This window comes from Paenibacillus illinoisensis NBRC 15959 (genome assembly GCF_004000925.1).
GTDB classification, from domain to species: Bacteria; Bacillota; Bacilli; order Paenibacillales; family Paenibacillaceae; genus Paenibacillus; species Paenibacillus illinoisensis.
On the sequence record NZ_BIME01000003.1, the window covers coordinates 243,277 to 268,287 of the forward strand.

22 protein-coding genes are annotated in these 25,011 nt (G+C 49.7%); 9 read left to right on the forward strand and 13 right to left on the reverse strand.

All coding sequences use genetic code 11. The features are described from left to right. Nucleotides 1–150 precede the first annotated feature (150 nt). Complete coding sequence (gene uxaC / locus PIL01S_RS09745) at nt 151–1,593, reverse strand: glucuronate isomerase (protein ID WP_127537376.1); 1,443 nt, start codon at nt 1,591–1,593, stop codon at nt 151–153. A 203-nt stretch (nt 1,594–1,796) separates the two neighbouring features. Here uxaC and PIL01S_RS09750 point away from each other — a divergent pair, with 203 nt between their 5' ends. After that, nucleotides 1,797–2,546 carry an MBL fold metallo-hydrolase gene (locus PIL01S_RS09750; RefSeq protein WP_127537377.1) on the forward strand — a complete coding sequence of 250 codons (750 nt, stop codon included), beginning with the start codon at nt 1,797–1,799 and terminating at the stop codon, nt 2,544–2,546. A gap of 208 nt (nt 2,547–2,754) precedes the next feature. Here PIL01S_RS09750 and PIL01S_RS09755 read toward each other — a convergent pair whose 3' ends face one another. Both PIL01S_RS09755 and PIL01S_RS09760 read right to left on the reverse strand, forming a co-directional pair. Next, on the reverse strand, nt 2,755–4,227 hold the full coding sequence (locus PIL01S_RS09755) for an alpha-amylase (protein WP_127537378.1): 1,473 nt from the start codon (nt 4,225–4,227) through the stop codon (nt 2,755–2,757). A gap of 107 nt (nt 4,228–4,334) precedes the next feature. Next, complete coding sequence (locus PIL01S_RS09760; protein WP_127537379.1) at nt 4,335–6,680, reverse strand: helicase C-terminal domain-containing protein; 2,346 nt, start codon at nt 6,678–6,680, stop codon at nt 4,335–4,337. A 135-nt stretch (nt 6,681–6,815) separates the two neighbouring features. On the opposite strand from PIL01S_RS09760, the gene PIL01S_RS30025 reads away from it, so the two are divergent. Beyond that, the gene (locus PIL01S_RS30025; protein ID WP_127537380.1) at nt 6,816–7,313 is read left to right on the forward strand and encodes an antibiotic biosynthesis monooxygenase family protein; all 498 of its coding nucleotides are present in this window, start codon (nt 6,816–6,818) and stop codon (nt 7,311–7,313) included. Nucleotides 7,314–7,476: 163 nt separating this feature from the next. Then, nucleotides 7,477–9,459: an LTA synthase family protein gene (locus tag PIL01S_RS09770; protein WP_371859953.1), complete on the forward strand. Its 1,983-nt coding sequence runs from the start codon at nt 7,477–7,479 to the stop codon at nt 9,457–9,459. Between the two features lie 123 nt (nt 9,460–9,582). On the opposite strand, the gene PIL01S_RS09775 is transcribed toward PIL01S_RS09770, so the two are convergent. The 4 genes from PIL01S_RS09775 to cidR are packed head-to-tail and all read right to left on the reverse strand — an operon-like array spanning nt 9,583 to nt 12,823. Beyond that, entirely contained in the window at nt 9,583–10,254 is a 672-nt protein-coding gene (locus tag PIL01S_RS09775) for a GNAT family protein (RefSeq protein WP_127537381.1), read from the reverse strand. Nucleotides 10,255–10,285: 31 nt separating this feature from the next. Further along, nucleotides 10,286–10,963 carry a GNAT family N-acetyltransferase gene (locus PIL01S_RS09780; RefSeq protein WP_127537382.1) on the reverse strand — a complete coding sequence of 226 codons (678 nt, stop codon included), beginning with the start codon at nt 10,961–10,963 and terminating at the stop codon, nt 10,286–10,288. Between the two features lie 51 nt (nt 10,964–11,014). Beyond that, a complete protein-coding gene (locus tag PIL01S_RS09785; RefSeq protein ID WP_127537383.1) occupies nt 11,015–11,872 on the reverse strand; it encodes a carbon-nitrogen hydrolase family protein in 858 nt (285 codons plus the stop codon). A 57-nt stretch (nt 11,873–11,929) separates the two neighbouring features. Further along, complete coding sequence (gene cidR, locus PIL01S_RS09790) at nt 11,930–12,823, reverse strand: cidABC operon transcriptional activator CidR (protein ID WP_127537384.1); 894 nt, start codon at nt 12,821–12,823, stop codon at nt 11,930–11,932. A gap of 164 nt (nt 12,824–12,987) precedes the next feature. Between cidR and PIL01S_RS09795 the strand changes: the two genes are divergently transcribed. From PIL01S_RS09795 to PIL01S_RS09805, 3 genes are all read left to right on the forward strand, one after another. Beyond that, nucleotides 12,988–13,359, forward strand: a complete 372-nt coding sequence (locus PIL01S_RS09795) for a CidA/LrgA family protein (RefSeq protein ID WP_095290946.1) — start codon at nt 12,988–12,990, stop codon at nt 13,357–13,359. After that, the gene (locus PIL01S_RS09800) at nt 13,356–14,036 is read left to right on the forward strand and encodes a CidB/LrgB family autolysis modulator (RefSeq protein WP_127537385.1); all 681 of its coding nucleotides are present in this window, start codon (nt 13,356–13,358) and stop codon (nt 14,034–14,036) included. Before PIL01S_RS09795 ends, PIL01S_RS09800 begins: the two co-directional genes overlap by 4 nt. A 105-nt stretch (nt 14,037–14,141) precedes the next feature. Next, complete coding sequence (locus PIL01S_RS09805) at nt 14,142–14,660, forward strand: AbrB/MazE/SpoVT family DNA-binding domain-containing protein (protein WP_127537386.1); 519 nt, start codon at nt 14,142–14,144, stop codon at nt 14,658–14,660. Nucleotides 14,661–14,866: 206 nt separating this feature from the next. On the opposite strand, the gene PIL01S_RS09810 is transcribed toward PIL01S_RS09805, so the two are convergent. Continuing rightward, nucleotides 14,867–15,238 (reverse strand): DoxX family protein, encoded by a 372-nt coding sequence (locus tag PIL01S_RS09810; RefSeq protein ID WP_164764204.1) that lies wholly within the window; start codon nt 15,236–15,238, stop codon nt 14,867–14,869. Nucleotides 15,239–15,721: 483 nt separating this feature from the next. On the opposite strand from PIL01S_RS09810, the gene PIL01S_RS09815 reads away from it, so the two are divergent. Further along, a complete protein-coding gene (locus PIL01S_RS09815) occupies nt 15,722–15,994 on the forward strand; it encodes a winged helix-turn-helix transcriptional regulator (protein ID WP_236146850.1) in 273 nt (90 codons plus the stop codon). 116 nt (nt 15,995–16,110) lie between these two features. On the opposite strand, the gene PIL01S_RS09820 is transcribed toward PIL01S_RS09815, so the two are convergent. The 5 genes from PIL01S_RS09820 to PIL01S_RS09840 all read right to left on the reverse strand — a co-directional run bounded on the left by PIL01S_RS09820 (nt 16,111) and on the right by PIL01S_RS09840 (nt 22,398). Further along, nucleotides 16,111–17,115: a Gfo/Idh/MocA family protein gene (locus PIL01S_RS09820; RefSeq protein ID WP_127537389.1), complete on the reverse strand. Its 1,005-nt coding sequence runs from the start codon at nt 17,113–17,115 to the stop codon at nt 16,111–16,113. Between the two features lie 68 nt (nt 17,116–17,183). After that, nucleotides 17,184–18,842 carry a glycerol-3-phosphate dehydrogenase/oxidase gene (locus tag PIL01S_RS09825; RefSeq protein ID WP_127537390.1) on the reverse strand — a complete coding sequence of 553 codons (1,659 nt, stop codon included), beginning with the start codon at nt 18,840–18,842 and terminating at the stop codon, nt 17,184–17,186. A 402-nt stretch (nt 18,843–19,244) separates the two neighbouring features. Then, a complete protein-coding gene (glpK, locus tag PIL01S_RS09830; RefSeq protein ID WP_127537391.1) occupies nt 19,245–20,732 on the reverse strand; it encodes a glycerol kinase GlpK in 1,488 nt (495 codons plus the stop codon). A gap of 83 nt (nt 20,733–20,815) precedes the next feature. Beyond that, a complete protein-coding gene (locus PIL01S_RS09835) occupies nt 20,816–21,394 on the reverse strand; it encodes a glycerol-3-phosphate responsive antiterminator (protein WP_127537392.1) in 579 nt (192 codons plus the stop codon). Between the two features lie 236 nt (nt 21,395–21,630). Continuing rightward, nucleotides 21,631–22,398, reverse strand: coding sequence for a GTP cyclohydrolase II (locus PIL01S_RS09840; protein WP_127537636.1), 768 nt, complete (start codon nt 22,396–22,398; stop codon nt 21,631–21,633). Nucleotides 22,399–22,722: 324 nt separating this feature from the next. Between PIL01S_RS09840 and PIL01S_RS09850 the strand changes: the two genes are divergently transcribed. Next, nucleotides 22,723–23,997: an ABC transporter substrate-binding protein gene (locus PIL01S_RS09850; RefSeq protein WP_127537393.1), complete on the forward strand. Its 1,275-nt coding sequence runs from the start codon at nt 22,723–22,725 to the stop codon at nt 23,995–23,997. A 45-nt stretch (nt 23,998–24,042) separates the two neighbouring features. After that, a complete protein-coding gene (locus PIL01S_RS09855) occupies nt 24,043–24,993 on the forward strand; it encodes a carbohydrate ABC transporter permease (RefSeq protein ID WP_227779678.1) in 951 nt (316 codons plus the stop codon). Nucleotides 24,994–25,011 lie beyond the last annotated feature (18 nt).

Below are 25,011 nucleotides of genomic sequence, written 5' to 3' on the forward strand. Positions count from 1 at the left end.
TTCTCAATTAACATAGGATTACTATTAAATAGTATATCAATTAATTAGGTATCCTAATTATATTTTCGTCAGCAGTGGAAGTCAAATAGGTAAATGACACCACAAAAAAACCGCGGCAGATCGCCACGGTTTTGAAAAGTTCAATGTTAATCAGGACTGCGAAGCAGATACTTTTTTGAGGGAAGCCGAAAATGGGAAGTACTCCTTGGCATTGTTGTAGGCAATGCCTTGAACCATCTGTCCGAGCAATTCCATATCATGTGGCGCCTCCCCTTGTTCCACCCATTCCCCGATCAGATTGCAGACCAGACGGCGGAAATATTCGTGTCGTGTATAGGAGAGGAAGCTGCGAGAGTCCGTCAGCATTCCCACAAAGCGGCTCAGCAAACCGACGTTGGCCAGTGCTCTCATCTGGGCGAGCATGCCGTCCTTGGTATCGTTGAACCACCATGCTGCGCCAAGCTGAATTTTGCCCGGGATACCGCCGCCCTGGAAGCTGCCGACAATCGCAGCCAGCACTTCATTATCCCGTGGATTCAAGGAATATAGAATGGTTTTGGGCAGTGCCTTCTCCTGCTCCAGTGCGTCCAGCAGACCGATCATCGCAGAAGAAAGCGGCGTATCATTCACCGCGTCATATCCGGTATCCGGTCCAAGCTGAGCGAACATCCTGCTGTTATTGTTACGGGCTGCATTCATATGGAACTGCATTACCCAGCCCCGCTCCGCATATAGCTTGCCCAGGAATGTCAGTGTAACGGTCTTGTATTTATCCTCTTCCTCACGGCTCACGTGATGACCTGCGAGTGCTTTGGCAAAAATGGCTGCCGCTTCTTCCCGTGTTGCCTTGCCATATGGCACATAGTCCAGTGCATGGTCGGAAACTCTGCCACCTACGGAATGGAAAAACTCCACCCGGGATTCCAGTGCAGAGAGGAATGAATCATAATCAGAGATTGCTGTACCCGAAGCCTGAGACAGCTTGCCCACCCATTCGATGAAGGTATCCCGGTTCAGTTCAAGCCCTTTATCCGGACGGAAAGAAGGCAGCACCGCTGTATCAAAGCCTTCGATTTCCTGAATCTTCAGATGGTATTCCAGAGAATCACAAGGATCATCGGTTGTGCACACAACTGTGACATTGGATTTCGTGATCAGGTCACGTGCGCCAAACCCTTCACTGTTCAGCTTGGCATTTACTTTTTCCCAGATTCCTGGAGCACTGCTCTCATTCAATACTTCATATACCCCGAAGTACCGCTGCAGCTCCAGGTGGGACCAGGCATATAACGGGTTGCCGATCATCATGGGTACCGTTTTGGCATAAGCCAGGAAACGATCGTAATCGGTCACGCCCTCACCGCCAGTGATGTAATGCTCTTCGATACCGTTTGCCCGCATTAACCGCCACTTGTAGTGATCCCCGTACAACCAGGCTTCCGTAATATTGCCAAACGTCTTGTTCTCGTAGATCTCCTGTGGACTGAGATGGCAGTGATAGTCAATTATCGGCATGTCCTTGGTGTAATCCTCATATAACTTGACGGCTGTCTCATTGTGCAGCAAAAATTGTTCATCCAAAAAAGACTTCATTCGCTTCGCACGCTCCCTTTGGGTGAGTTTACGTTCATATGGGTACACTTCCCATCTTTACGCTACACTGTTTCCTCCCAAAGTTCAATAAAAAATGATAGCGTATTCAAAAAAGGTTGGTTTAGGCATATACCCCCGAACAGGATATACTGGTTTTAATGAACTATATGCTGATCTGAAGATCATACAAGGAGATGAAATCGTTGAAAATTACATTTCTGGGCACAGGGGACATGTTCAGCGTAGAGCAGTATCACAACAGCATGCTCGCCGAATTTGGAGGCACACATCTGGTCATTGATTTTCCGGAATCGAATGCAAAAGCGCTCAAAGAGGTTGGGTTCCCCATGACTGATATCCATAATGTATTTATCACACATTTGCATGAAGACCACATTAACGGTGTACAGATGCTCGGATACTATTCGCAAATTGTAGGTGACCGCAAACCGCGCCTGTTTATCCACGAACAACTGGTTGAGCCGCTATGGAGCATCTTATCTCCAGGCATGCGCTACACCACCGATGGCGAGCGTACAATGAGCGATTATTATGATATCGTTCCACTGCCGGATGGAGGCACATTCGAACTGGGCGGTGTGACATTTGAGACATTCCGTACACAGCACGTTCCGGGCATGGTCAGCAATGGTATTGTTGCGAAGCCCTACTTCTACTACAGTGCAGATAGCACGCTGGATCAGGAACGGGTAGAACGAGCTGCCGCAGATGTGCAGCTGATTTTCCATGAATGCCACATGCATGATCTAGTGATCAAATCCCATACCTCGCTGAAGGAACTGGAACAGCTGCCTGCGGAAGTAAGGCAAAAGACCGTTTTAATGCATTATCATGACGAATATGCAGATGCGAGTAACCGGGAACGGTTCAACCGCGAGCATGACCTGCGCATGGTCGGCACACTGGAATCGTTTGAGCTGGATGAGAAGTAAGCTAAGTATGGAATGCTCCGAGTAGTTTCAGGAGCTGAAGCATCGTTTTACCAGAAGATGAGGTGGCCTTCATTCATGTTCCCAAATGGAGCCGAATAGAGGTTGCCTTCGTTAGCACAATAATAAAATCTGAACCCAGAAAAAAAACCACCTGCAGGCATTCCATCGCCATTTCAGGTGGTTTAGTTGTCTATATTTATATTCAAGCTTACGCTGTCGCACTCTCTTCATCAGGCAAAGCCCATACGGATAAACCTCCGCCACACACATGGAACGTAGCCCAGCCGTCCTTCTCAATGGTGATGCTATCCTCGCAGCTGTTTGTCAGATCCGTCCATACTTCACCGGCGCGATGTTCGCCGACAAACATTCGTTTCTCGCCATCATCCCCGTTGGAGACCACCACCGCGCAACCGGAGCCCTCGATTTCTTCCACGCCGCGGCGTACCCATCCAATGGTATTGGGATGATCGAAATAATCCTCCTGCTCGCCATAAGCCTTGTTATAACGGGCAGACAGCAGGATATCCAGAATCTCCTTTTTACCCTCCACCGGTTCGGGACCGCCAATACCATAATAATCCCCGTAAAAGACGACCGGATACCCATCACGGCGCAGCAGGGTCAATGCATACGCGCTGGGTTTAAACCAGTCGCCAATCCATGATTCCAGTGCTTCATGCGGCTGGGAATCATGATTATCGACAAACGTTACGGCATGCGTTGGATGTGTCTGAACGAGCGTATCATCGAAAATTTTGGACAGGTCGAAGTCTCTGCCTGCCAGTGATGCCTCATGCAGCTTGTAGTGAAGGGACACATCGAACAGGTCGATCTGATAATCCACCGTATCCAGGAATTGACGGCAGGCATCAAGATTGGAATTCCAGAACTCCCCTACAATGTAGAAGTCTTGCCCGCGCTTGCGGATCATCTCTGCTGCAAATTCCTTGATGAATTCATGGTTGATATGCTTGATCGCATCCAGGCGGAAACCACTGCATTGCAGCGTATCGATCAGCCATTTTCCCCATTGAAGCATCTCCTTGCGGACCTCCGGGTGATTGTAGTCGATATTGGCGAACATCAGATAATCATAGTTGCCGAACTCGTCATCGACATTTTCACTCCAGTTCTTGTTCTCTCCTGCAATGCGGAATATGCCGCTGCGTTCTGTCTTAGCATCAAAGTCTGTACCATTAAAATGCTCGGATGTCCACTTGAAAGAAGAGTATTGGTCGCCACGGCCCGGAAACGTAAATTTGGTCCAGCCTTCAATCTCGAACGGTTTGGATATTTCCTTCGTCCGGTCATTCGGGTCCACTTCAATGACTTTGAACACTTCCTTCTCGTCGGCACCTGCCTTGTGGTTCATCACCAGGTCGACATAGACGGCAACACCGTTTTTTTGACACTCTGCAATGGCATCCACCAATTCCTGTTTGGTACCGTACTTTGTCCGCACACTGCCCTTCTGGTCGAACTCCCCGAGATCGTACAGATCATAAACACCATATCCGGTATCCTCCGGGGTAATGGCTTTGGTCACAGGGGGCACCCATACCGAATCAATGCCTTTGGCTTTCAGCTCCGGAGCCATTTGGGCCAGTCGTTTCCAATGCTTACCGTCTGCAGCCAAATGCCATTCAAAAAACTGCATCATCGTATGATTTCTTTTCATTAAAAACCGACCTCCTTGATTGCTTTCGAAGCGGACGTTGGAACGGATATGTATTCGCCCTTGTTCGTTCGTTTGCTATCCAAGTAATACCCTTTTTGACCTATGCTTCAATCACCCGCAGAGAAGTTTCCGGTTGAAGGGGAGATGCGCTTGTAGTCCAGCCATTCCTCGGGCAGAAGGGAACGATACGGCTCCTGGGTGAACCGATCATCCACCAATACGAGTACGCCCGTATCCTCTTCCGTCCGAATCAGCCTGCCGCCTGCCTGCAGCACCTTGTTCATCCCTGGAAAAACATAAGCATAATTGAAGCCGTTACGTCCTGAGCGGTCGAAATAGTCACGAAGCACGTTGTTCTCCAGTCCAATCTGGGGAAGCCCTGCACCCACCACAACGACCCCATTGAGACGATCTCCCGGCAGATCCACCCCTTCTGAAAATACGCCGCCCATCACGGCGAATACGAGCCTGGTTCGTTCCGGATGCGGCTGGAATGCATTCAGAAATGCCTCCCTTTCCAGCTCATTCATGCCTTGTTCCTGCATGACCGTATCGGCCTCACCAGGAAGCTGCATGTAGGTCTCATAGACTTCACGCATATACGGATACGAAGGGAAAAAGACAAGCAGGTTGCTCCGCGGCCACTCGGATACGAGCTGATGCAGCATGCTCGCAATCGGCTGCCTGGAACGCTGCCGGTCCTTGTAGCGAATGGACAAGGGAAGCAGCCTTACATCCAATTGTTCCCGCTGAAAGGGTGAAGGGATACGCAACGTGTAGTCCTCTTCCTCTGCACCAAGCATGTCCCGGTAATAACCCAGTGGTGACAAGGTTGCCGAGAAATGAATGATGGAACGGAACCCCTTCGCTGTCTGACGGAGCAGGACGGATGGATCAAGACAGAACAGCTTCACTCTCACTTCGCTTCGCACACATTCGGCATACGTGACGAATCGTTCATCATACAGCTTGGCGATACGCAGGAAGTTCTGGGCTGTGAAGTAGGCATCCAGCAGCAGTTGATCCGTCTCGGCATTTCCCGAACCGCCTTCCACAAGATTCTGCTCCGCAACCATGACAAAGGGCTCCAGCAATTCAATCAGTTCCTCCGGCGCTTCCTGCTGCAGCAGCTTGCCCTCTTCTCCTCCGTTTTTACGCAGGGTAATCAGATACTTATCGATGGCTCCCGCATGGTCTGTAATGGCCTTCGCGGCAGCGACACTGCTGCCCAGCGTCTTAAACTCCCTTTTGACATCCAGAAAAACAGCCTTCTCCAGCTCAGCGGAGAACATCATTCGTCCGCGATCAACCAGATTATGCGCCTCATCGACCAGCAGCACCGTCTTGCGTTTCTGCTCCTCCAGCATGCGTTTGAGGGAAATACGCGGGTCGAAAATGTAGTTATAGTCACAGATGACTGCATCGGCAGCGTATGCCGCATCCAGCGAAAATTCGAACGGACACACCCGGTGCTTGCGCGCGTACTGTTCAATGACTGGGCGTGTCATCAATGTTTCATGCTCCAGCATATCCAGCACTGCCCCATTAATGCGATCATAATACCCTTCGCACATGCCGCACTGTCCGGTATCACAAGCTTCTTCTTCCTTGAAGCAAATCTTATCCTTGGCAGTCAGGCTGATCACATGCATGTTCAGCCCCTCAGCTTGCATTCTGGCAAAAGCCTCTTCTGCCGCAACACGAGTCGTCGTTCTTGCCGTAAGGTAGAACAATCGACTGGCTTCGCCTTCACCAATCGCCTTCACTGCGGGAAATAAGACGGACATTGTTTTCCCAATTCCGGTTGGTGCCTTGGCCATCAGTCCCTTGCCTTCACGGATGGTCTGATATACTGCGCCTGCCAGCTTGCGCTGCCCTTCCCGATATTTGCGAAAGGGAAACGGTAGTTCTTTAACAGTGACATCGCGCTTCTCTTCATATGCAGCAATCATCTCGGCATAAGGAGCATATCCAGCAATGACCTCAGCAGCAAATTGCTCAAGCTCCTCACGTTCGAGCATGCGCCGATATCTTCTCTCCTGACTATTCACGGTCTGCACATAGGTAAGCTGCACTTGCATTCTTGGCTCATCATGCTGAACGGCATACATATATGCATACATGATAGCCTGCGCCCAGTGGACCGGAAGTCCGTCGCCCAGATCATCCAGGTTGCCGGCTGTTGATTTGATCTCATCCACAGTGAGCTGACCCTCCAGACGAATCAGACCATCACATCTTCCTTCAACGACATAAACCAGGTCTCCATGCCGGATTTCAGCTTCAAGCACAACTTCTTTCAGATCATCCTCCGTATAATCCTTCTGCACCCGCTGATGAATTCGGGTTCCTTCCTGCATGGATGCATTGGAACGGAATCCGGGACGAATACTGCCGCTACGATATACATATTCAACCAAAGGCCTGACTGATATTCGAATGGTATTTGTCATACGATCACCCGTTCTGTTTTAGTCCTTCTACTTTATCATGAAAAGACCTGGCCAAACCAGCCATTCTGCAGATTGGACTCGTCCCTCCCCATATGCTATGTTGAAGAGGAACGTACATTTAAGGAGGCAGCTTCCATGTATATTTATTTGGTTCCTTCCCCGATTCCGGACGTGCTCGCTGCATATCCGCATCTGACCCTGCGGAGCGAAGAGCAGGTTCGTCTTGCCATCGAAACGTCTGAACGTCTGCTTCATATTGAGTCGGATGATAGCGTAGCCGCATATGAGGCATTTGATGCCGCAGGCTCCTGGACAGGCGGCAGCTTTGCGGTTTTGAATAATATCCCGGTGACGGAAGACGGCCGCGGTGACTTCGAGGATCGGTTCAAAAACCGTGCACGCAAAGTGGAGGACGAGCCAGGTTTTGTCGGTATCCGGGTGCTTCGTCCCCTGAAAGATGATACGTATGTTGTACTTACCCTGTGGGAGTCAGAGGATCACTTCAAAAGCTGGCAGCAGTCTCAGGCCTATAATCATGCCCACCGCAATCGCAGTACAAGTGAAGGGCTGACCGCACAGAAACCAGCCATGTTTCCAAGAGCCTCTTATGTCACGACATATACAATAGAATAATGGGAACCTGATAGACTCAAGCGCCCATCGAGTTTTTCTTAGCAGCAGATCACAAAGGCCTCTTCCCGAATGGGAGGGGCTTTTTCTATTTCATACTTTTGACACGACATACCATGAGGTATCATAATACTTGTTAAATGAAACTTCGGAAGGGAAGGCGGTTATGTTGTCACGCAGTTCACTCACCCGGTTTCTAAGCGGACCGTTTATATTGTTTACCGTGATCATGATTATCAAAAGCTCCCTGGCCTGGATGGTCATTTTCGATGATATCCCCGTCTGGAAGCCATTGCTTACGGAGCTGCCGTTGATCTGGATCTGCTTTTGTCTGATTGAGTGGTTCGCCGCCAAAAGACGGATGTGGGCCTATCTTGCACTGAACCTGGTGCTGTCAGGCATTTTTTTCGCTGCCATTATGTATTACAAATATTATGGGGTCATCGTCAATTATCATGCGCTCGCACAGGTGAATCAGGTGACGTCGGTGAAGAGCAGCATGTTCTCCCTGCTCGACCCATATTACTTGTTTATTTTTGCGGATATTCTGATTATTGGCGGCATATTGATCCGGCGCCGGATCAAGCTCGGCGTTACCGAACGTCCGGGAAAGATACCTCTGGACCGCAGAAGCAGACGCAGAGTTGCCTCCGTTATTCTGATGATTTCCCTAGTAATCTGCATGCTGAATATATACCCTAACCGGGCAAGCATGAGCGAAATTACGCAAGCGGAACAAATGGGGATCCTCGGATACGAGGCTTATACCATTCTGGCGGATCGGCCTGACAAGCCCGTTCCGCTTGATGAGATTGATCAGGATCGCATCGATCAGATCAAACAAACGACAGAGCTCGATGCCATTGTGGATTCGGGAGCAGCCAAGGGCCGGAATGTGATTGTCCTCCAGCTGGAATCGTTCCAGAATTTCCTCATTGGTCTGAAGGTGGATGGCCAGGAAGTCACACCACATCTCAACCAGCTTGCACAGGAAAGCCTGTATTTCCCGAACTTCTATCAGCAGGTAGGTCAAGGGAATACATCGGATGCCGAGTTTGTTGTCAATACATCATTCTATACACCGCCAAACGGAGCTGCATCTACGGTCTATGCCGATAAAGCCCTGCCAAGTCTCCCCAAACTATTGTCGTCAAACGGGTATCAGACCGCTACATTCCATTCAAACGATGTCCGTTTCTGGAATCGCGATCAGCTGTATAAAGCGCTTGGTTTTGATCACTATTACGATATAGATTATTTTGGCACCGAAGATTCTATTGCCTTCTCGGCATCGGATGAGGTGCTGTATTCCAAAACGCTCGATAAATTGGAAGAAATGCAGGCAGAAGGCTCGCCATTCTATGCACAGATCATCTCCATGTCTGCGCATCACCCGTACCATTTGCCAGAGAGAAAGGTTAGCCTGACGCTGCCGGAGCGGTACACGGACACCCTGCCTGGCGATTATCTGGTATCCCAGCATTATGCGGATCAGGCGGTGGGACAATTCATCGATGGTTTAAAACAACGCGGACTATGGGAAAACAGCCTGCTGGTGGTATACGGAGACCACCTCGGCCTGCCCATCTATTCGCTGGACAAGGACGACAAAGAGTTAATGAAGGAAATCTACGGCAGGGAGTATACATCTGCCGACATGATTAACATTCCACTCATCATTACTGCTCCCGGTGTTACGCCTGCAGAGCAGCTGGGTCAGATCGGCGGACAGGTGGACATTCTGCCAACGATAGCCGGACTCACAGGGGCATCTCTCCAGGATCAACTGCACTTCGGGCAGGATCTGCTGCGGGAGTCAGGCAATCTGCTGCCGGAACGCTATTATCTGCCTACCGGTTCAGTGCTTAATGATGCCTCATTATTCATTCCGGAAACCGGTTATGGTGACGGAACCCATTACTCGCTTGCGGATGCCGGAAGGCAGGACATCAAGAAGGTGGAGAACCGTTCGGAACCGAAACCTGAGTCATCGGAAGGGAGCGTTGTTCCGGCAACGGCCTCAACGGATGACGGCTCATCGTCTTCCTCAGGTTACATTACCAAGGACGAGTATGAGCGTGCTTTGGATCTTATGCATTTGTCCAATAGTTATTTAATACAGCTGCCTGACCGGAATACAGAGAAGTAGCCCCCGAAGCATTCATTCAATCTATTAAAAAAGCCCATGAAACAGGATTGGAATCCTGCTTCATGGGCTTTATGCATTTCCAGCCAATCGTGGCTGTGTCATGCTGTATATTCAATCTCGTAATTACAAAGGCAGCAGCGGCACCGAAGTGCGAGCTTTCAGCTGATCTACCATGGCAAGCCATTCCTGCGGTTTATTCGGCAGGACAGCATAATAGCGATTCAGGAAATCGGCCACTAGGCTGGCTGGCAGCTCTCCCTGCTCCTCATTGCCCGGCATGAAGCAAAGGTCAAGTCCCCCCACTGCTTCTCCGTCCCCTTGCCAGGAAGGATGAACATATGAGAAGTCCAGTCGTTGATATCCGAGATGGGACAGCACCTCGCGCCGTACATACGGATCCATGGGCTTGATGCCGCCAAATTCATGATCCTGGCTAAGATACGGATTATAGATCTCGGCGAACATGCCGAACAGTTCCTTGCCGTTTGCTGCGGCAAGCTGCTGCAGGTCACGCTTGCGATGGTTGGCAAGGAAACTGCCGATGCCCAACCCTTCGCGGCCGATAATCGTAAAATCTGTCATGGCCACATTCCAGTCCTCATAGTAGCGATATTCTGTCGCTCCCACGACGGTCCCTTCATGCACAGCCACAAATACGCGAATGTCGGGGTCTTCCAGCGGTTCCTGCCACAGCGGGAAGTCCAGCACTTCCTCAGGCGGGAAAATCTCCTGCATCAGCTTGTGCATTTGGGCAAACAAAGGATCATTTATTGAAGTAATTCGTTTAAATTCCATGGATTCATCTACCTCCAATAATAAATGTGCATTATGTCTTGAACGGATTACGCCATTCCATAAGGGCTGCATAGTTGCAGGACTCCTCATCATCCAGATAATCCGTCGCCACGCCCACTGGCATACGTCCGCAGCGCAGCAGGAACGAGATCACCGGATCGCGTTTCTCACCAGATATCACCTGCTCCAGATACGATTCAGCCGTCATTTCATCTGCCACCAGATGGTATCCGGGCATTCTCCCAGCACCGAGCAGCCGGTCGAGCCCTTGTGCAATGACCAGATGATACATGGCCTGCATCATGAGCTGTGCCAGTCCCCACTTGCGAAATTTCGGACGTACGCAGAGATCAACGATGTAGAGCGTGTTGCCATCCGGCTGATGATTGCGAATATACCCATCATCGGTCACTTCAACCCACGTGTGGCTTGCCGGATGTGAAGGGTCCCATTGCATGCGCAGCGAGGTCATCGATCCCGCTAGCTCACCATCTACCTCAATGCAGATGGCCCCATCCGGGTAGTTGGCTACGTGACTGGCAAGCTGCTCATGGTTCCAGAGCAGCTCTTCCGGATAAGGCGGAGGAAAGCTCTCGGCCTGGATGCGAATCAGTTCATCGAAGTCAGCCTCCTGATACGTACGAACGATAGCTTTTACGGGCTTACCATGTCGATCCGGACCGGTAATCAACATCTCTTTTTGATACATGCTGATCATCTCCTCCTTCCAACAGACAATACGGGTAGTTCAAGCCTCCGACTACTCCCAGTCTGTATATAGATCGGTGCGGCGGTCACGCCAGGTCGTTACCGATCCGCGCTCTCGTACTTCATAGAGCAAATCCAGATCCAGATCTGCTGTTACGATCATATCATCGTTAATCTCACCTTCGGCCAGAATGCCGCGCGGCGGGAATGGGACATCATTCGGCGTAATGATGGCAGCCTGTCCGTAGTTGGCACGCATGAAGTCCACTGTCGGCAGATTGCCCACTGTTCCGGTCAGTACAACATAAATCTGGTTCTCTACCGCGCGGGCATGACTCGTATAGCGCACCCGGTAGAATCCATGCCGATCATCCGTGCAGGAAGGACAGAAGATGACGTCAGCTCCTTTGGCTTTTGCCATACGCACAATTTCCGGGAACTCAATATCGTAACAGGTCAGCATCGCAATTCTGCCTTTATCCGTGTCGAAAACTTCAAGGCCATCACCCGGTGCCATGTTCCATTCCTGTACTTCGGTCGGTGTAATATGGATCTTGGCCTGGCGTGCAATACGGCCATCCGGATAGAACATGTGGGCGGTATTATACAATTTCCCTTCACGACGGATGACATGAGTTCCCCCGATCAGATGCATGTTGTACTTCGCCGCCAGGGATGTGAACAGCTGTTCATACTGCTCCGTGAAATCGGGCAGATCCTCAATGGTCAGCGCGTTGCCCTTACCGTCACCTATGGACATGAGCTGAGTTGTAAAAAATTCAGGGAACAGCACAAATTCAGTTCCGAATTCGTCGGCTGTCCGTATGTAATGCTCGGCTTGAGCAGCAAACTGCTCAAAGGAGCTGATGGTTTGCAATTGGTACTGTACAGCGGATACCCGCAATTTCATGTTTCTCCACCTCCATCATTATTCTGCTCTCATTGTATCAACGATATGAAGTAATTTCTATTTCCTTTCTTCGCTCAACATCGCCTTGGTGAAACCGATCCATTCCCTTGTGGCAAAAGACAGATATCGGTCCTTACGCCAGATCATGCCGAGCTGCCAAGGGATCACGGGTTCCACAACCGGCATAATACGTACACGCATATGATCCACTTCACGGCAGATGGTTTCGGGAAGTAATGCCACCCCCAGATTGGCCGCAACCATTGCACTGAGCAAATCCCACTGGGAGCTCTCATAGACAACCCTCGGCTGGAATCCTACATGCTGACAGGCCGCAATGATCCGATCATGCAGGGCAAAATCCTCCCTGAACAGCACAAAGGCATCATGCTCCAGTTCACGTAGGGCAACCGATTCTTTGCCCGCCAGTGGATGCGAAGGATGAACGAGCAGATTCAGCTTTTCTTCCACGAACACAAAATGATCGAGCAGCTCATCCACCGTCGGCAGCACAGCCACACCAATATCCAGTGCACCACTGATGACATCGGCCTCTACCTTTTTCGCACCATCCTCAAACAGTTGAATGCTCACTTGCGGATAGGCCTTATGAAATTCACCGATGATCATGGGGAAAAAGCTCGAGCCCACCATGGGCGGCAGTCCGATACGCAGATGTCCTTTCTTCAGGTTCATCAGATCGTCGAGCTCGGACGACAAGCTGCGAAACGATTTTTCAATTTCCAGTGCCTGCCGGAAGAAAACATGCCCTGCATCGGTCAATTCAACTCTCTTGCCGTACCGATCCAGCAGGGTAACCCCCAGCTCATCCTCCAGACTTTTCACGGTTTTGCTGATGGTTGGCTGTGTGATATATAACACCTCTGCTGCCTTGGTAAAGCTCTGCTGCCTGGCGACTTCCAGAAAATATTGCAGATGGCGGATATCCATCGTCTGATTCCAGCCTCTCATAGATAAATGGAATAGAAAACATTCTTAATATGCATTTTACTCATGAAAGAATGCGATGTAAAATTTGTAACAAGAAAGTGTGTTTCCATTCATTTTCACAAAAAATCAAATCAATCACGTTGATGATATAAGGAGGAATTGAAGTGAAAAAATGGGGACTTGGTATATTGCAGGTTGCTCTCCTCATGGTCTTTTCACTGCTCATGGACCAGTTGGCCCGTGCTCTCCATTTGCCTGTGCCAGGTTCGATACTCGGCATGGTTGTGCTGTTTATTTTGCTTCAGACACGGGTTGTGAAGCTGCGCTGGATCGAAGTCGGAGCCGCATGGCTGCTCGGAGAACTGCTGCTGTTCTTCATTCCTTCAGCCGTTGGCATCATGAACTACATGCCCATGCTTGAACATGACGGACTGCAGATTCTGTTCATCGTCCTGCTGAGTACATTTCTGGTTATGGTCTGCACCGGCCTGGTTGCCACACGAATCGCCAAACGAAAGGAGCGTCACACCGGATGATTGGATTTCTCTGCTTGTTGTTAACTGTCGGTATTTATTGGGTCACCAAACGCATGTATCGCCAATTGCCCAAGGTTTATCTGTCTCCACTGCTGATCACGCCCCTGCTTGTCGTTGGCGTGCTGCTTGCGACAGGGACGGATTATGCAGATTACAGCAGCGGTGGCAAATGGCTTAGTCTTCTGCTGCAACCGGCTACGGTAGCTTTTGCTGTACCGTTGTATACCTTTTTCCATGTGCTCAAAAAGCATATATCCGAGATTGTCTTCAGTGTCATGACCGGATCAGTGGTGGCCGTACTCTCGTCAGCCCTGCTGGCCAAATGGCTTCAGCTGGACTCCGGGCTGATTCACAGCCTGATTCCGCGTTCCATTACAACTCCGATTGCCATGAATGTCTCGGCTACCATTGGGGGTATCCCCGCTGTTACTGCTGTTTTTGTCATCATGACCGGTTTGCTTGGTGCGATTATGGGTCCTTCTATCGTTAAAATGCTCCGCATTGATGGAGAAATTGCCCGCGGAACCCTGCTCGGAACGGGTGCCCACGGCACAGGGACTTCCAAAGCTTTTGAGCTCAGTTCCCTGACAGGAACCATCTCCAGTATCTCCATGGTACTCGCTGCATTGTTCACTCTGGCGGTAGCTCCCATTCTTTCTAAACTTATTTTCCCATAATAGATAGAATTGTCCCTATTATTTGAAATATTATTGTTGTATTAAAGCCCTTTCTTCCTTACAATAAGGACATGTTTTATAAGCGAATATTGCGGGGGAGATGCGATGAAAAGAACCGGAATGAAGAGATCTCTGGACCGCCTTGGACGAATTGTCCTTCCCAAGGAAATGCGGGATACGATGGAAATCCATATCGGCGATCCGCTTGAGTTTTTCATTGAAGGGAAAGAGTTGATTTTGAGAAAGTACAAATCAACGTTGTGTGTGTTTTGCGGTGATATGGATACGGAAATGTATTTCAAAGAGCAATTCATCTGCCGGACGTGTGCTGTTCAATTAAAACACCCGGATGACTCTCCCGAATGGTTCGTTCCTCAGAACAAACAGGCTCCTGCAGCCGTGGAGCGTCCTGCTTCCGATTCCGCTAAAGTCTCTTCCCCCACTTGGGATGAAGGAACTGTACCTGCCAGCACTGAATACCCTGACCTGCGGCCCAAGACGGCACGCATGCTGCAACAGATGAAAGAAATTGTTGAACAGAATCCTGGTTTGGCTCAGCAGCAGATTGCGGAAAAGCTTGGCATCAGCCAAGGACGCGTCTCCCAATTAAAGAAATTGCTATAATACGATTTCATTTTATTATTTATAATCAGGAGATCTTCCCGATGAGGAAGTCCTACTGCAAGAGAACCCTGTATATGTGTGGGTTCTTCTTTTTTTTATCCTAAAGAAAAATGAATTAAATAAAGGCATCGTAAAAGAGGGCAACTGTTATCACAGCCGCCCTCTTTGACTCTCTGGTTATTCAATCTAACGTTGCTCTAATAAGGTTACGCCTGAATGACTTCCAGGATCTCTTCTTCCTCCAGCTTGCGCATACCGATCGCCAGAACAACAATATTGGCAACGAGCAGGATCGCTGGAAGAGCAGTAGCCCCGTATTGTCCGTAGATCAGATGACTTCCAAGTGCACCAATCAGAATAAATGTCAGCACACCTGCTGCTACCATGCGGGTACGCGGGATCAATAAACCCACTGCACTTAGCAGTTCTACCGCGCCCAGCAAGTACATCGTCCATTTCGGATACGAGAAGCTCTCGAAGGTCTGCACCATCATCTCTGCACCCATCACTTTGTTCAGTCCTGTCATCACAAATACACCTGCAAGCACGACCAGAAAAATATATCCAATAACTCTCATTATGTATGTTCCTCCTGTAACTGATCTAAAGGGTTGATTAAAAGAAAAGCTGGAGCATCTTGCCTGCTGCACATGCCACATTCACTTCAAATCTGCAAGATGCTAAATCTATGTCAAAGCCGTCTTGCGACGACTCGGTTTTCAAGCCAACATGTGAACGAATAAAGTGCTCCATAACTATCTATTAGGTATTATTGGATACTGGCTTACTTTTATGAAGTGAGTATATAATAATAAGATTATTTATTCAAGTAATTTTTTGATAAATAGTGTATAATACATACAAAAGGGTTGTTGCATGGATTTTTGCCGTAACCTTTATGAATGAATGCTTCTTATTTTTCGTCAGAGTGGCGGTAAGCCAGGCACTTTTTTTTATATACAAGATAATTAGACTATTCCAACATTGTTATGCGAAGTGAGGTGAACACGTTGAAGCTGAGAAAAGCAAAATCACCAAGTCCCTGTTTGATCACACAGGCCATGGACATTATTGGTAAGAAGTGGGTTCTGCTGATCATGTATCAGCTGCTCTCCGGACCCAAGCGCTTCACAGAGCTGGAAGCAGAAATGGCCATTAGCGGCCGTCTGTTATCCGAGCGTTTGAAGGAAATGGAGATGGAAGGCATCGTAACCCGCCATATGTATCCTGAAATTCCGCCACGGGTTGAATACGAGCTGACTCCCAAAGGCAAGGCTATTGAGCCGGTGATCAACCAAATTTATGGCTGGTCCTCCGACTGGCTGAAACGATAGCAATGCAGATCCCTCTAATCTAAAACACCAAAAGCCTGAATAGGTGCTGATCTTCTCCAGATCAGCTTCCCATTCAGGCTTTTTTCTTGAACTGCTATTTAACTATTAAATAATTTTTAATGTGAAAGGTTCTTAATAGGCTTCAGCTGCACCGGCAGACCGGAATCGGCAGATGCCAGCGCTGCTGTTGTAATCTCCTGTGTACGGCAGGCATCCGCGTAATCAGACAGAATCCGCGTACGGTCACCCGTCCGAAGAGCATGAATGAACGCCTCGTTCTCCCGTTCATACGGGTTATGTCCTGGCGGAATCTCCTGACCTGCCATTGCGTGAGCAGCAGCACTCGGCAGCAACAGACGGTCCGGTGTCCAGTCCCATACTCCGGCTTCCGTGTAGAACTGAAGTCCGGCACCGCCTTCTCCATCCGGCAGCAGGCATGTATTGGCAATGCTCGCAATGGCACCGCTCTCCAGCTTAAGCGTAACATTCGCTACATCTGCCACGGTAACATGATCGTGCTTCTCATGCATCACACGCTGGGCTGCTGCAGCATATACCTCAGTAACTTCTCCTGCACAGTATCGGAGCAGATCCACAATATGTGTTGTCTGCTCGATAAACTGTCCTCCGGATCCTTCCTGACGGCGCCACCAGGCAACGCCTGGCATACCACCCATCCAGCGTCCAAGTGCCATGCCGATCGTCTGATCCTTCATTGCCTCCCGAAGCACCTGGGCGGCTTCCTGATAGCGAAAGTGATAACCTACCGAAGTAAGCAAACCTGTATCCCTTACCTGATCTAAAATGTTGCGCGGAATATCCATCCCTGTGCTTAATGGTTTCTCTACAAGGAAAGGGATGCCGCGACGAATCAGTTCCGATTCAATCGTACCATGTGACATTGGCGGAACGCAGATGTAAACTGCATCCAGCTTCTCCCCATCCAGCATGTGTTCAAGCTCGCTGTAGCCAGCTGCGTCATACACGGAAGCCATCGCCTCAGCTTTCTCCAAGGTGGTCCCGAGCACACTTGCCACACGGACGCCTTCCATTCGTGCCAAAATATCTGCATGTACTTTGCTGAACCAGCCTGTTCCAATGATGCCGATCTGTAACGTCATGGATGTAATCCCCTCTCTTTGTTACGCGCTTACATGTTCCATTCGACCCCATCATACAAAATCCTGCATTATATTTTGCCAGATGCCCCCAATATCAGCCGGTCCAGCTCTTGTTCATACCCTGTTCTCTGCTCATCCGTCCAGTACAGCCGATCATTCATGTACTGGATAACTGCCGACTTATACTGACGCACCTCGTCAATTCGGAAAAATAAATCGCCTGTTCGTCGCACCAGGAAGTCTGCCGGGGTTACGGCCATTTCTTCCTCAATTGCATAATTCAGCATGAGCAGCAGTTCCAGGGACATGCCATGCAGTTCGGCCTTGGCCCGTGGATCAGGCAACCGGTCATATAGGGCATCCACATTGGATCCATAGGTACGAGCCAGCCGCTCTGCAGCTTGCCGATTGAGTCCGAGTGCTACCCCATCCTTAATCTTGCGCTCTATATAGACGGAGTATCCTGCTGAGCCACCAACGTCCCCTCCGGAAATCGGCATCTTTTTCGTTATGCATGGCCCAATCGATTTCCCTGTTTCCTGTTTGAGCTCCCGGGCTGCCAGATCAACGACCATTTCAGCCATTTTGCGATACCCGGTCAGCTTGCCCCCCGCAATGGTGATCAGTCCGGAAGGGGAGACCCATACTTCATCCTTGCGTGAGATTTCGGAAGGACTCTTGCCTTCCTCATGGATTAATGGACGTATGCCAGCCCAGCCCGATTCCACATCTTCGGCACGAATCTGGATATCTGGAAACATGCCATTTACCGCATCAATTACATAATCTCGATCTGCTTCAGAGATCAGAGGATGTGCCGGGTCATCTCGGAAAACAGTATCAGTGGTACCCACATATGTTTTGCCATCGCGTGGAACTGCGAAAACCATTCGCCCATCGGGGGTATCAAAATATACAGCTTGCCGAAGAGGAAACCTTGATCCGTCGAACACCAAATGAATGCCTTTGGTCATTTGCAGCGTCTTGCCCTGACGTGAACCATCTACCTTGCGGAGCTCATCCACCCATGGACCCGAAGCATTGATGACCTTGCTTGCCCTTAATTGAACACGCTGGCCTGTGATCTGGTCTGTGGCCTGAATACCAATGATCTTTCCGTTTTCCTTCACAAACCCGTCTGCTTTTACATAATTCACAGCTTGGGCTCCACGCTTTACCGCTTCTTTCATTACTTCAATGGTAAGCCGTGCATCATCCGTCCGGTATTCCACATATAACCCGCCACCCAGCAGTCCCTCTCGGCGCAGCAAAGGTTCGCTGTCCGAGACAGCTCCAGCGTTCAGCATCGTACGGCGTTCGCTGCGCTTCACACCCGCGAGCCGGTCATACACCATCAAACCAATGGATGTGCTGAAGCGCCCAAATGTACCTCCCGTATAGATGGGTAGGAGCATCGGCTCCGGTGTCGTCACATGAGGTCCATTTTCATAGACAATTGCCCGTTCGCGTCCTACCTCAGCTACCATTTTCACTTCAAACTGCTTCAGATATCGTAAACCTCCGTGGACCAGTTTGGTTGAACGGCTGGACGTGCCCGCTGCAAAATCCTGCATTTCAACCAGCGCGGTCTTCAGTCCGCGGGACACAGCATCAAGGGCAATGCCTGCCCCAGTGATCCCTCCGCCTATAACCAATATGTCAAAATGTGCATTCGCCATGGATTGAAGATACTCGCCGCGCATTGCTGCCGAGAAAGGTGAAGTCATCGGTGTTCCTCCCATTCATTGCCTTTATTTTTGCTAATCCATCTTCAAAAAAGAACAAAAAAAGACCACGTCATTCGCTGCAGCAATTGCTGAGCGGTACGTGGTCTCTCCCGATCTCCAGACATCATTTTTTAACTTGTGCCTTAATCCTATCACACATTTTGAGCGGCGTGAAGGCCTGAAATGACACATTATTCAAAAAAATTTCAAAAAGTTGTTCTGCCCAAGGACGTAATTTCAAACTGATCCACTAACCTCTTTATTTTCCTAATCATGGATATATGGATTTCGTTCCCCAGGAAAATATCTCCTGTAAGTTATGCATCATTTTCCACCAGTAATTATCATCTATTGAATTTGTTTAATGAAAAAGTACAAATAGCTATATCTTCATATTCTTCCTTATTTGAAGGCCATCGCAGCCTTCACTGCTCGCTGCCAACCGGCGTATAGATCACTTCTGGTATCCTCTTCCATCAGCGGATTGAAAACGCGCTCCGTGTTCTCATGATTCTTCAGTTCATCCGCACTTTCCCAGTATCCTACAGCAAGACCTGCCAAATAAGCAGCCCCCAGAGCGGTTGTCTCGTTCACCGTTGGGCGCTCAACCGGAATGCCCAGAATGTCGCTCTGGAATTGCATCAGAAAGTCATTGGCCGCTGCACCGCCATCGACGCGTAACGAATCGACAGCAATCCCCGAATCGGACTCCATAGCCGCCAGGACATCCTTGGTTTGATACGCCAGCGCTTCAAGCGTCGCTCGAATAAAATGTTCCTTCGTGGTGCCGCGTGTCAGACCGAATACGGCGCCCTTGACCTCGCTGTCCCAATACGGACTACCTAGCCCGACGAAGGCCGGTACCATATACACACCATCTGTGGAGGATACCCGTGCAGCATAATCCTCACTATCCTTGGAGGAACGCAGCATCCGTAATCCGTCACGCAGCCACTGAATGGCAGAACCCGCCACAAAAATGCTGCCTTCAAGTGCATACTCTACCTTGCCATTAACACCCCAGGCAATCGTTGTGATCAATCCATGGTCCGACTTTACCGGATCTTTCCCGGTATTCATGAGCATGAAGCACCCGGTACCATATGTGTTTTTCATACTGCCCTTGTGATAACATCCCTGACCAAATAAAGCTGCCTGCTGATCCCCCGCTGCGCCAGCAATGGGAACCCGGTGGCCGAAGAAATGATAATCCATCGTGTGCGCATACACTTCAGAGGAGCCCCGCACTTCCGGCAGCATCGCTTTTGGAATATCGAGAATACGGAGCAGTTCGTCATCCCATTGCAGATCATAGATGTTGTACATCAATGTACGGGAAGCATTGGATACGTCCGTTACATGGGTACCTCCGCTGAGCTTCCAGATCAGCCAGCTGTCGATCGTGCCAAATAGCAGTTCTCCCTGCTCCGCGCGTTCACGTGCTCCTGGCACATGGTCCAGAATCCACTTGACTTTCGTACCGGAAAAATAGGGATCAATAAGCAGTCCCGTTTTCTCACGAAAAAGGTTAGCCAGTCCCTTCGTCTTCAGCTCATCACAGATATCAGCAGTTTGTCTAGACTGCCATACTACGGCATTATAGATGGGGCGACCTGTTTCCTTATCCCACACCACAACTGTCTCGCGCTGGTTCGTAATCCCGATTCCGGCAATCTGGGCAGGCTTAATTCCACTCTCTGCCAAGCATGAAGCCATAACTGCAAGAATGGAGCTCCAGATTTCATTCGCATTCTGCTCGACCCAGCCCGGTTTGGGGAAATACTGCGGAAACTCCTGCTGAGCAATATGTACAATCTCCCCATTGTGGTTAAACAGAATAGCCCGTGAACTCGTGGTCCCCTGATCAAGAGCCATAATATACTTTTCCAATATCGACAACCTCCTGTAAGCATATTGCATCATTCGATATCACAGGTGCCTGATTGACAGATGCAATAATGATTAAATTAATGCTATTGTTTCGGTTCTGTAAGCGATTCCCCAAAATGTCGGATCAGGTCAAAATTGGACGTTGTCACTGCTGTTGCACCGGCATGCAGCGCGAGCTCAACCTCTTGGGCAGACCGGATCAGTCCTCCGGCAATAATGGGAATCCCCGTCCGTTCCGCTACCTCGGTAATAATATGCGGAATAACGCCAGGAAGCACTTCAATATAATCCGGCTGTGTCTTCGTCAGCAGTTGATAACTTTTCTCCAACGCATTTGTATCCAGCAAAAACACCCGCTGAATCGCGGTGATCCCCTTTTGTTTCGCCTTTTGAATCACTGTTGCCCGTGTAGAGATCAATCCCGCAGGACGTATATGCTGACACAAATATTCTGCCGCGTACTCATCGTTCTTCAGCCCTTGGACTAGATCAGCATGCAGCAGGATTTTTTTGCTTCGCCGCCTTGCCTCATCCAGCAAGCTCTCCAGCTGGGCAATGTGGGTATCCAGCAAAACCCCATAGGTGTAAGGGCCATCAATAATCGCTTCGAACTGCTTCATGCTCTTGGCAGCGGGTAACATGCTCTGTCCCTCAAATGGCACCATCGTTCCTCCTGCATCATTCAGATTGCCTATATTGTATAATCCGTATAGTAGATCGGCAAGCAGGGCCCGGCACGAGGAAGCATCCCCATAGTGTTCATCGTTCTGTCGTAAACACCAAAAGGCCGTTGTCATACACCCCTAAGGAAGTGAACAACAACAGCCAAACTTTTTGTCGATTGTACAGCAAGATACCTTCACTGGAATCAACGCTGATTTAACACATAAAGTGAGATTTAAGCCTGTGCATGCGGAAGCAGCACATCGGCCCCGGCCCAACCATCGTTCTCACCCAGGTGACCCGAACGACTTACTTTCGTTTGCAGGTATTTCTCATTGAACGCCGAACGATCGCCCCACAGTGGAACACGTCCGCCCACATTCAGTCCCGCTTCCTGCAATGCAGCCAGTTTCCGCGGATTGTTGGTGATCAACGTAACCGGTGCAGAACGCAGTGCACGCAATACAGCAATGGCATCGTCATAGTTACGAGCATCGTCCGTAAAGCCAAGCTGCAGGTTCGCATCTACGGTATCCAGACCTTCCTCTTGCAGAATGTACGCCATTGCTTTGCTGAACAGCCCAATCCCGCGACCTTCATGGTTCGCCAGGTAGAACAAGGCTCCCGCTCCATGGGCTGCGATCATTTTCATGGATTGCTCCAGCTGGAAGCCACAATCACAGCGCTTGCTGCCAAAAATATCACCTGTATGACAGATGCTGTGCATCCGGATCAGTGCTTCCTGCGCTTCGGCAAAATCGCCGTACACGAGCACACTCGACTGCTGACGTTCTGCCAGTTCCGCATTAGCCAGCGATTCAATCAGCTCGCCGCTCTCCATGACCTTATCCGATTTCAGCCAGCTGTACCACTGAAATGTACGCGTCTCTCCATCCAGATTGACCGGGAGCTTAATCGGTCCAACCAGATATATAAATTCTTTTCCACTCGGAAAAGTCTGGATTTTGGGGGCAAGTAGTTGAATAATATGTGAATTGATCATCATGTTTCGTTCCTCCTGTTAAGCCATTTGATATACAGATTGATTCGTATCCAGACCGAAAAAAGATCACTGGACGTTTATAGTACGTATCTATATTATTGTCATCATCATTAGTTACTTTATGTAAGCAAGTTTAAAATAAAAATTATATTGTGTCAAGTAACTTTTGTTTTTAAAGTAACTAATAAAATCAGGATACGAAACCGACACAAATTTGTGTTTCATTTTCGGAATATTGGGTATGAGTTTATAAACTGCTCATAGAATGATGTTGTAGTCCAAAGTACTTCATGCCTCGAACTTAACGATGAGGGGGTTGTGCACATGATCCGCCGGAAAAGAACCTGCTGGACAGCCATCATGATGGTCTGCGTCCTGCTTATAAGCGGATGCTCCATCTGGCCAGGACAAGACGATTCTGCGAACAACAAAAAGGTAGCGCTTACACTATGGTACTGGAACCGTTCCATTGATGATAAGCTGATTGCCAAGGCCAGGGAACAGTTCCCCAATATTGAACTGACTGCCCAGAAGATCGGCGGTGACTTCAAGGCGAAGCTCAAGACAACGCTGGCCGCCAAATCAGGCGAGCCCGATATTGTGGCCCTAAACGACTGGATCATGGAGCTCTTCCCCAGTGAAGACCGTTTTTATAACCTGTATGATCTCGGCGCTGGGGACGTCGAAGACCAGTATCTTGAATGGAAATGGAAGCAGGGCGTCACGCCCAGCGGACAGATGATCGGTTTCCCGATGGATACGGGACCGACAGCTCTCTTTTACCGGGCAGACCTATTCAAGGAGGCTGGACTGCCCTCTGAACCCGAGGATGTAAGCCGTCAGCTGAATAGCTGGGAAGCATACGCCGCAGCAGGCGAACAGATCAAGGAGAAACTTGGGGGAAAGGTATTTCTGACCGATAACATTGGAAGCGTTTACAACCAAGTGTTGTCCCAAGGAGCTGAGCGCTACTTCCGCCCGGATGGTTCATTTATCGGCATGGATTCTCCTCTGGTACGCACAAGCTGGGATACCGCCATTGATTTTAAGCAAAAGGGATTGCTGGCGAATGCAGACGGCTGGACTCCAGGCTGGAATGCAGCGATGAATAATGGGGAAATTGCATCCTTCGTGGGTGCGGTCTGGATGAAGCAGGTGCTGCAGGAAGCCGCTCCAGATACATCGGGTAAGTGGCGGGTGGCTCGTGCTCCTGGCGGAGATGGCAATAACGGCGGTTCGTTCCTGTCCATTCTGAAGTCCAGTGAGCACCCTCAGGAAGCCTTCGAGCTGGTGCGCTGGCTGCAGAGTCCGGAAAATCAGCTGGAGCAATATCAGACGTTGAACCTCTTCCCTTCTGCTCCGGGTGTGTTCGACTCTCCCGCAATGAAAGAAGAGGAGCCCTTCTTCGGCGGACAGGCGACGGGGCCTGTATTTGCCGAATCGGCACAGCATGTTCCAGACGCTTTTTTTGGTGAACGTTACCCATCGGTACACAACATTATTACCCGGCGCCTGAATGATGTCGCGAAGCAAAATGCCGATCCCCAGCAGGTCTGGACCGATACCGTACACCGCGTTGAGCGGGAACTCCAGCGTTAACCTGAAGAACGTGTGTGTTCGATATCTGCATAAGGAGGAATTCATATGGCTGTAACCGAACCCCATCTCACTCCCGAACCCGGAGCCGTGCGTCCGGACCTGGATCGGAAGAAATCTCTCCTGTCCCAAATTTGGGAACATCGTGCCCTATATGCTGCGATCTCACCATTTTATATTCTCTTTGCCGTGTTCGGCCTGTTTCCCATCGGCTTTTCATTGTACCTGGCCTTCCATAAGTGGGATGGCATTGGCGTAATGACCTACAATGGGTTGAACAATTTTAAATACATGCTGACGGATGCCGAGTTCTGGCAGGCTGTAGGCAATACATTCATGATCTGGATATACTCGACCATTCCCATGTTGTTCTTCGCCCTGATTGTTGCCTTTCTGCTGCATGCGCCGTTCGTGAAGTTCCGTACACTGTTTCGAGTCGGTTACTTCCTGCCAAACGTCACATCCATCGTGGCCGTGGCGATCATCTTTGGTGCACTGTTTGCCAACAACTATGGCTTTCTCAACTATCTCCTGCAGTCGGTCGGGCTTCCGGTCGTGGAATGGCTTAATGCGCCTTGGGGTATTAAAGTGGCGATCTCCTCCATGGTCGTCTGGCGCTGGACAGGGTACAATGCGGTCATTTATCTGGCCGGACTTCAGAGTATACCGCAGACCTTGTATGAAGCAGCCAAAATTGACGGTGCATCCGGGATACAATCCTTTTTCCGGATTACGATTCCGATGCTGCGCCCTGTAATTCTGTTCACGGTGATTACATCCACGATTGGCGGCATGCAGCTGTTCACCGAACCTCAGATCCTCGTGGGCAACGACGGCGGTGCAGGCGCAGCCGGGATGACCATTGTTCTGTACCTTTACCGTGAATCGTTCATCAACAATTACTTCGGATATGGTGCAGCGGTGGGTTGGGGCATGTTCCTCATTATCGCCCTGTTCTCCATCGTGAACTGGAAGCTTGTTCAAGGCAAGTCATCCTGATGTGACAAGGGGGGAGCG

What these genes read in the sequence shown, in the direction of transcription:
- PIL01S_RS09840 (WP_127537636.1), bottom strand. Translation starts at nt 22,398, where the DNA reads ATGATCAATTCACATATTATTCAACTACTTGCCCCCAAAATCCAGACT.
- PIL01S_RS09805 (WP_127537386.1), top strand. Translation starts at nt 14,142, where the DNA reads ATGAAAAGAACCGGAATGAAGAGATCTCTGGACCGCCTTGGACGAATT.
- PIL01S_RS09770 (WP_371859953.1), top strand. Translation starts at nt 7,477, where the DNA reads ATGTTGTCACGCAGTTCACTCACCCGGTTTCTAAGCGGACCGTTTATA.
- PIL01S_RS09810 (WP_164764204.1), bottom strand. Translation starts at nt 15,238, where the DNA reads ATGAGAGTTATTGGATATATTTTTCTGGTCGTGCTTGCAGGTGTATTT.
- PIL01S_RS09855 (WP_227779678.1), top strand. Translation starts at nt 24,043, where the DNA reads ATGGCTGTAACCGAACCCCATCTCACTCCCGAACCCGGAGCCGTGCGT.
- PIL01S_RS09785 (WP_127537383.1), bottom strand. Translation starts at nt 11,872, where the DNA reads ATGAAATTGCGGGTATCCGCTGTACAGTACCAATTGCAAACCATCAGC.
- cidR (WP_127537384.1), bottom strand. Translation starts at nt 12,823, where the DNA reads ATGGATATCCGCCATCTGCAATATTTTCTGGAAGTCGCCAGGCAGCAG.
- PIL01S_RS30025 (WP_127537380.1), top strand. Translation starts at nt 6,816, where the DNA reads ATGTATATTTATTTGGTTCCTTCCCCGATTCCGGACGTGCTCGCTGCA.
- PIL01S_RS09755 (WP_127537378.1), bottom strand. Translation starts at nt 4,227, where the DNA reads ATGAAAAGAAATCATACGATGATGCAGTTTTTTGAATGGCATTTGGCT.
- PIL01S_RS09760 (WP_127537379.1), bottom strand. Translation starts at nt 6,680, where the DNA reads ATGACAAATACCATTCGAATATCAGTCAGGCCTTTGGTTGAATATGTA.
- PIL01S_RS09850 (WP_127537393.1), top strand. Translation starts at nt 22,723, where the DNA reads ATGATCCGCCGGAAAAGAACCTGCTGGACAGCCATCATGATGGTCTGC.
- PIL01S_RS09780 (WP_127537382.1), bottom strand. Translation starts at nt 10,963, where the DNA reads ATGTATCAAAAAGAGATGTTGATTACCGGTCCGGATCGACATGGTAAG.
- PIL01S_RS09800 (WP_127537385.1), top strand. Translation starts at nt 13,356, where the DNA reads ATGATTGGATTTCTCTGCTTGTTGTTAACTGTCGGTATTTATTGGGTC.
- PIL01S_RS09815 (WP_236146850.1), top strand. Translation starts at nt 15,722, where the DNA reads ATGGACATTATTGGTAAGAAGTGGGTTCTGCTGATCATGTATCAGCTG.
- PIL01S_RS09820 (WP_127537389.1), bottom strand. Translation starts at nt 17,115, where the DNA reads ATGACGTTACAGATCGGCATCATTGGAACAGGCTGGTTCAGCAAAGTA.
- PIL01S_RS09825 (WP_127537390.1), bottom strand. Translation starts at nt 18,842, where the DNA reads ATGACTTCACCTTTCTCGGCAGCAATGCGCGGCGAGTATCTTCAATCC.
- uxaC (WP_127537376.1), bottom strand. Translation starts at nt 1,593, where the DNA reads ATGAAGTCTTTTTTGGATGAACAATTTTTGCTGCACAATGAGACAGCC.
- PIL01S_RS09775 (WP_127537381.1), bottom strand. Translation starts at nt 10,254, where the DNA reads ATGGAATTTAAACGAATTACTTCAATAAATGATCCTTTGTTTGCCCAA.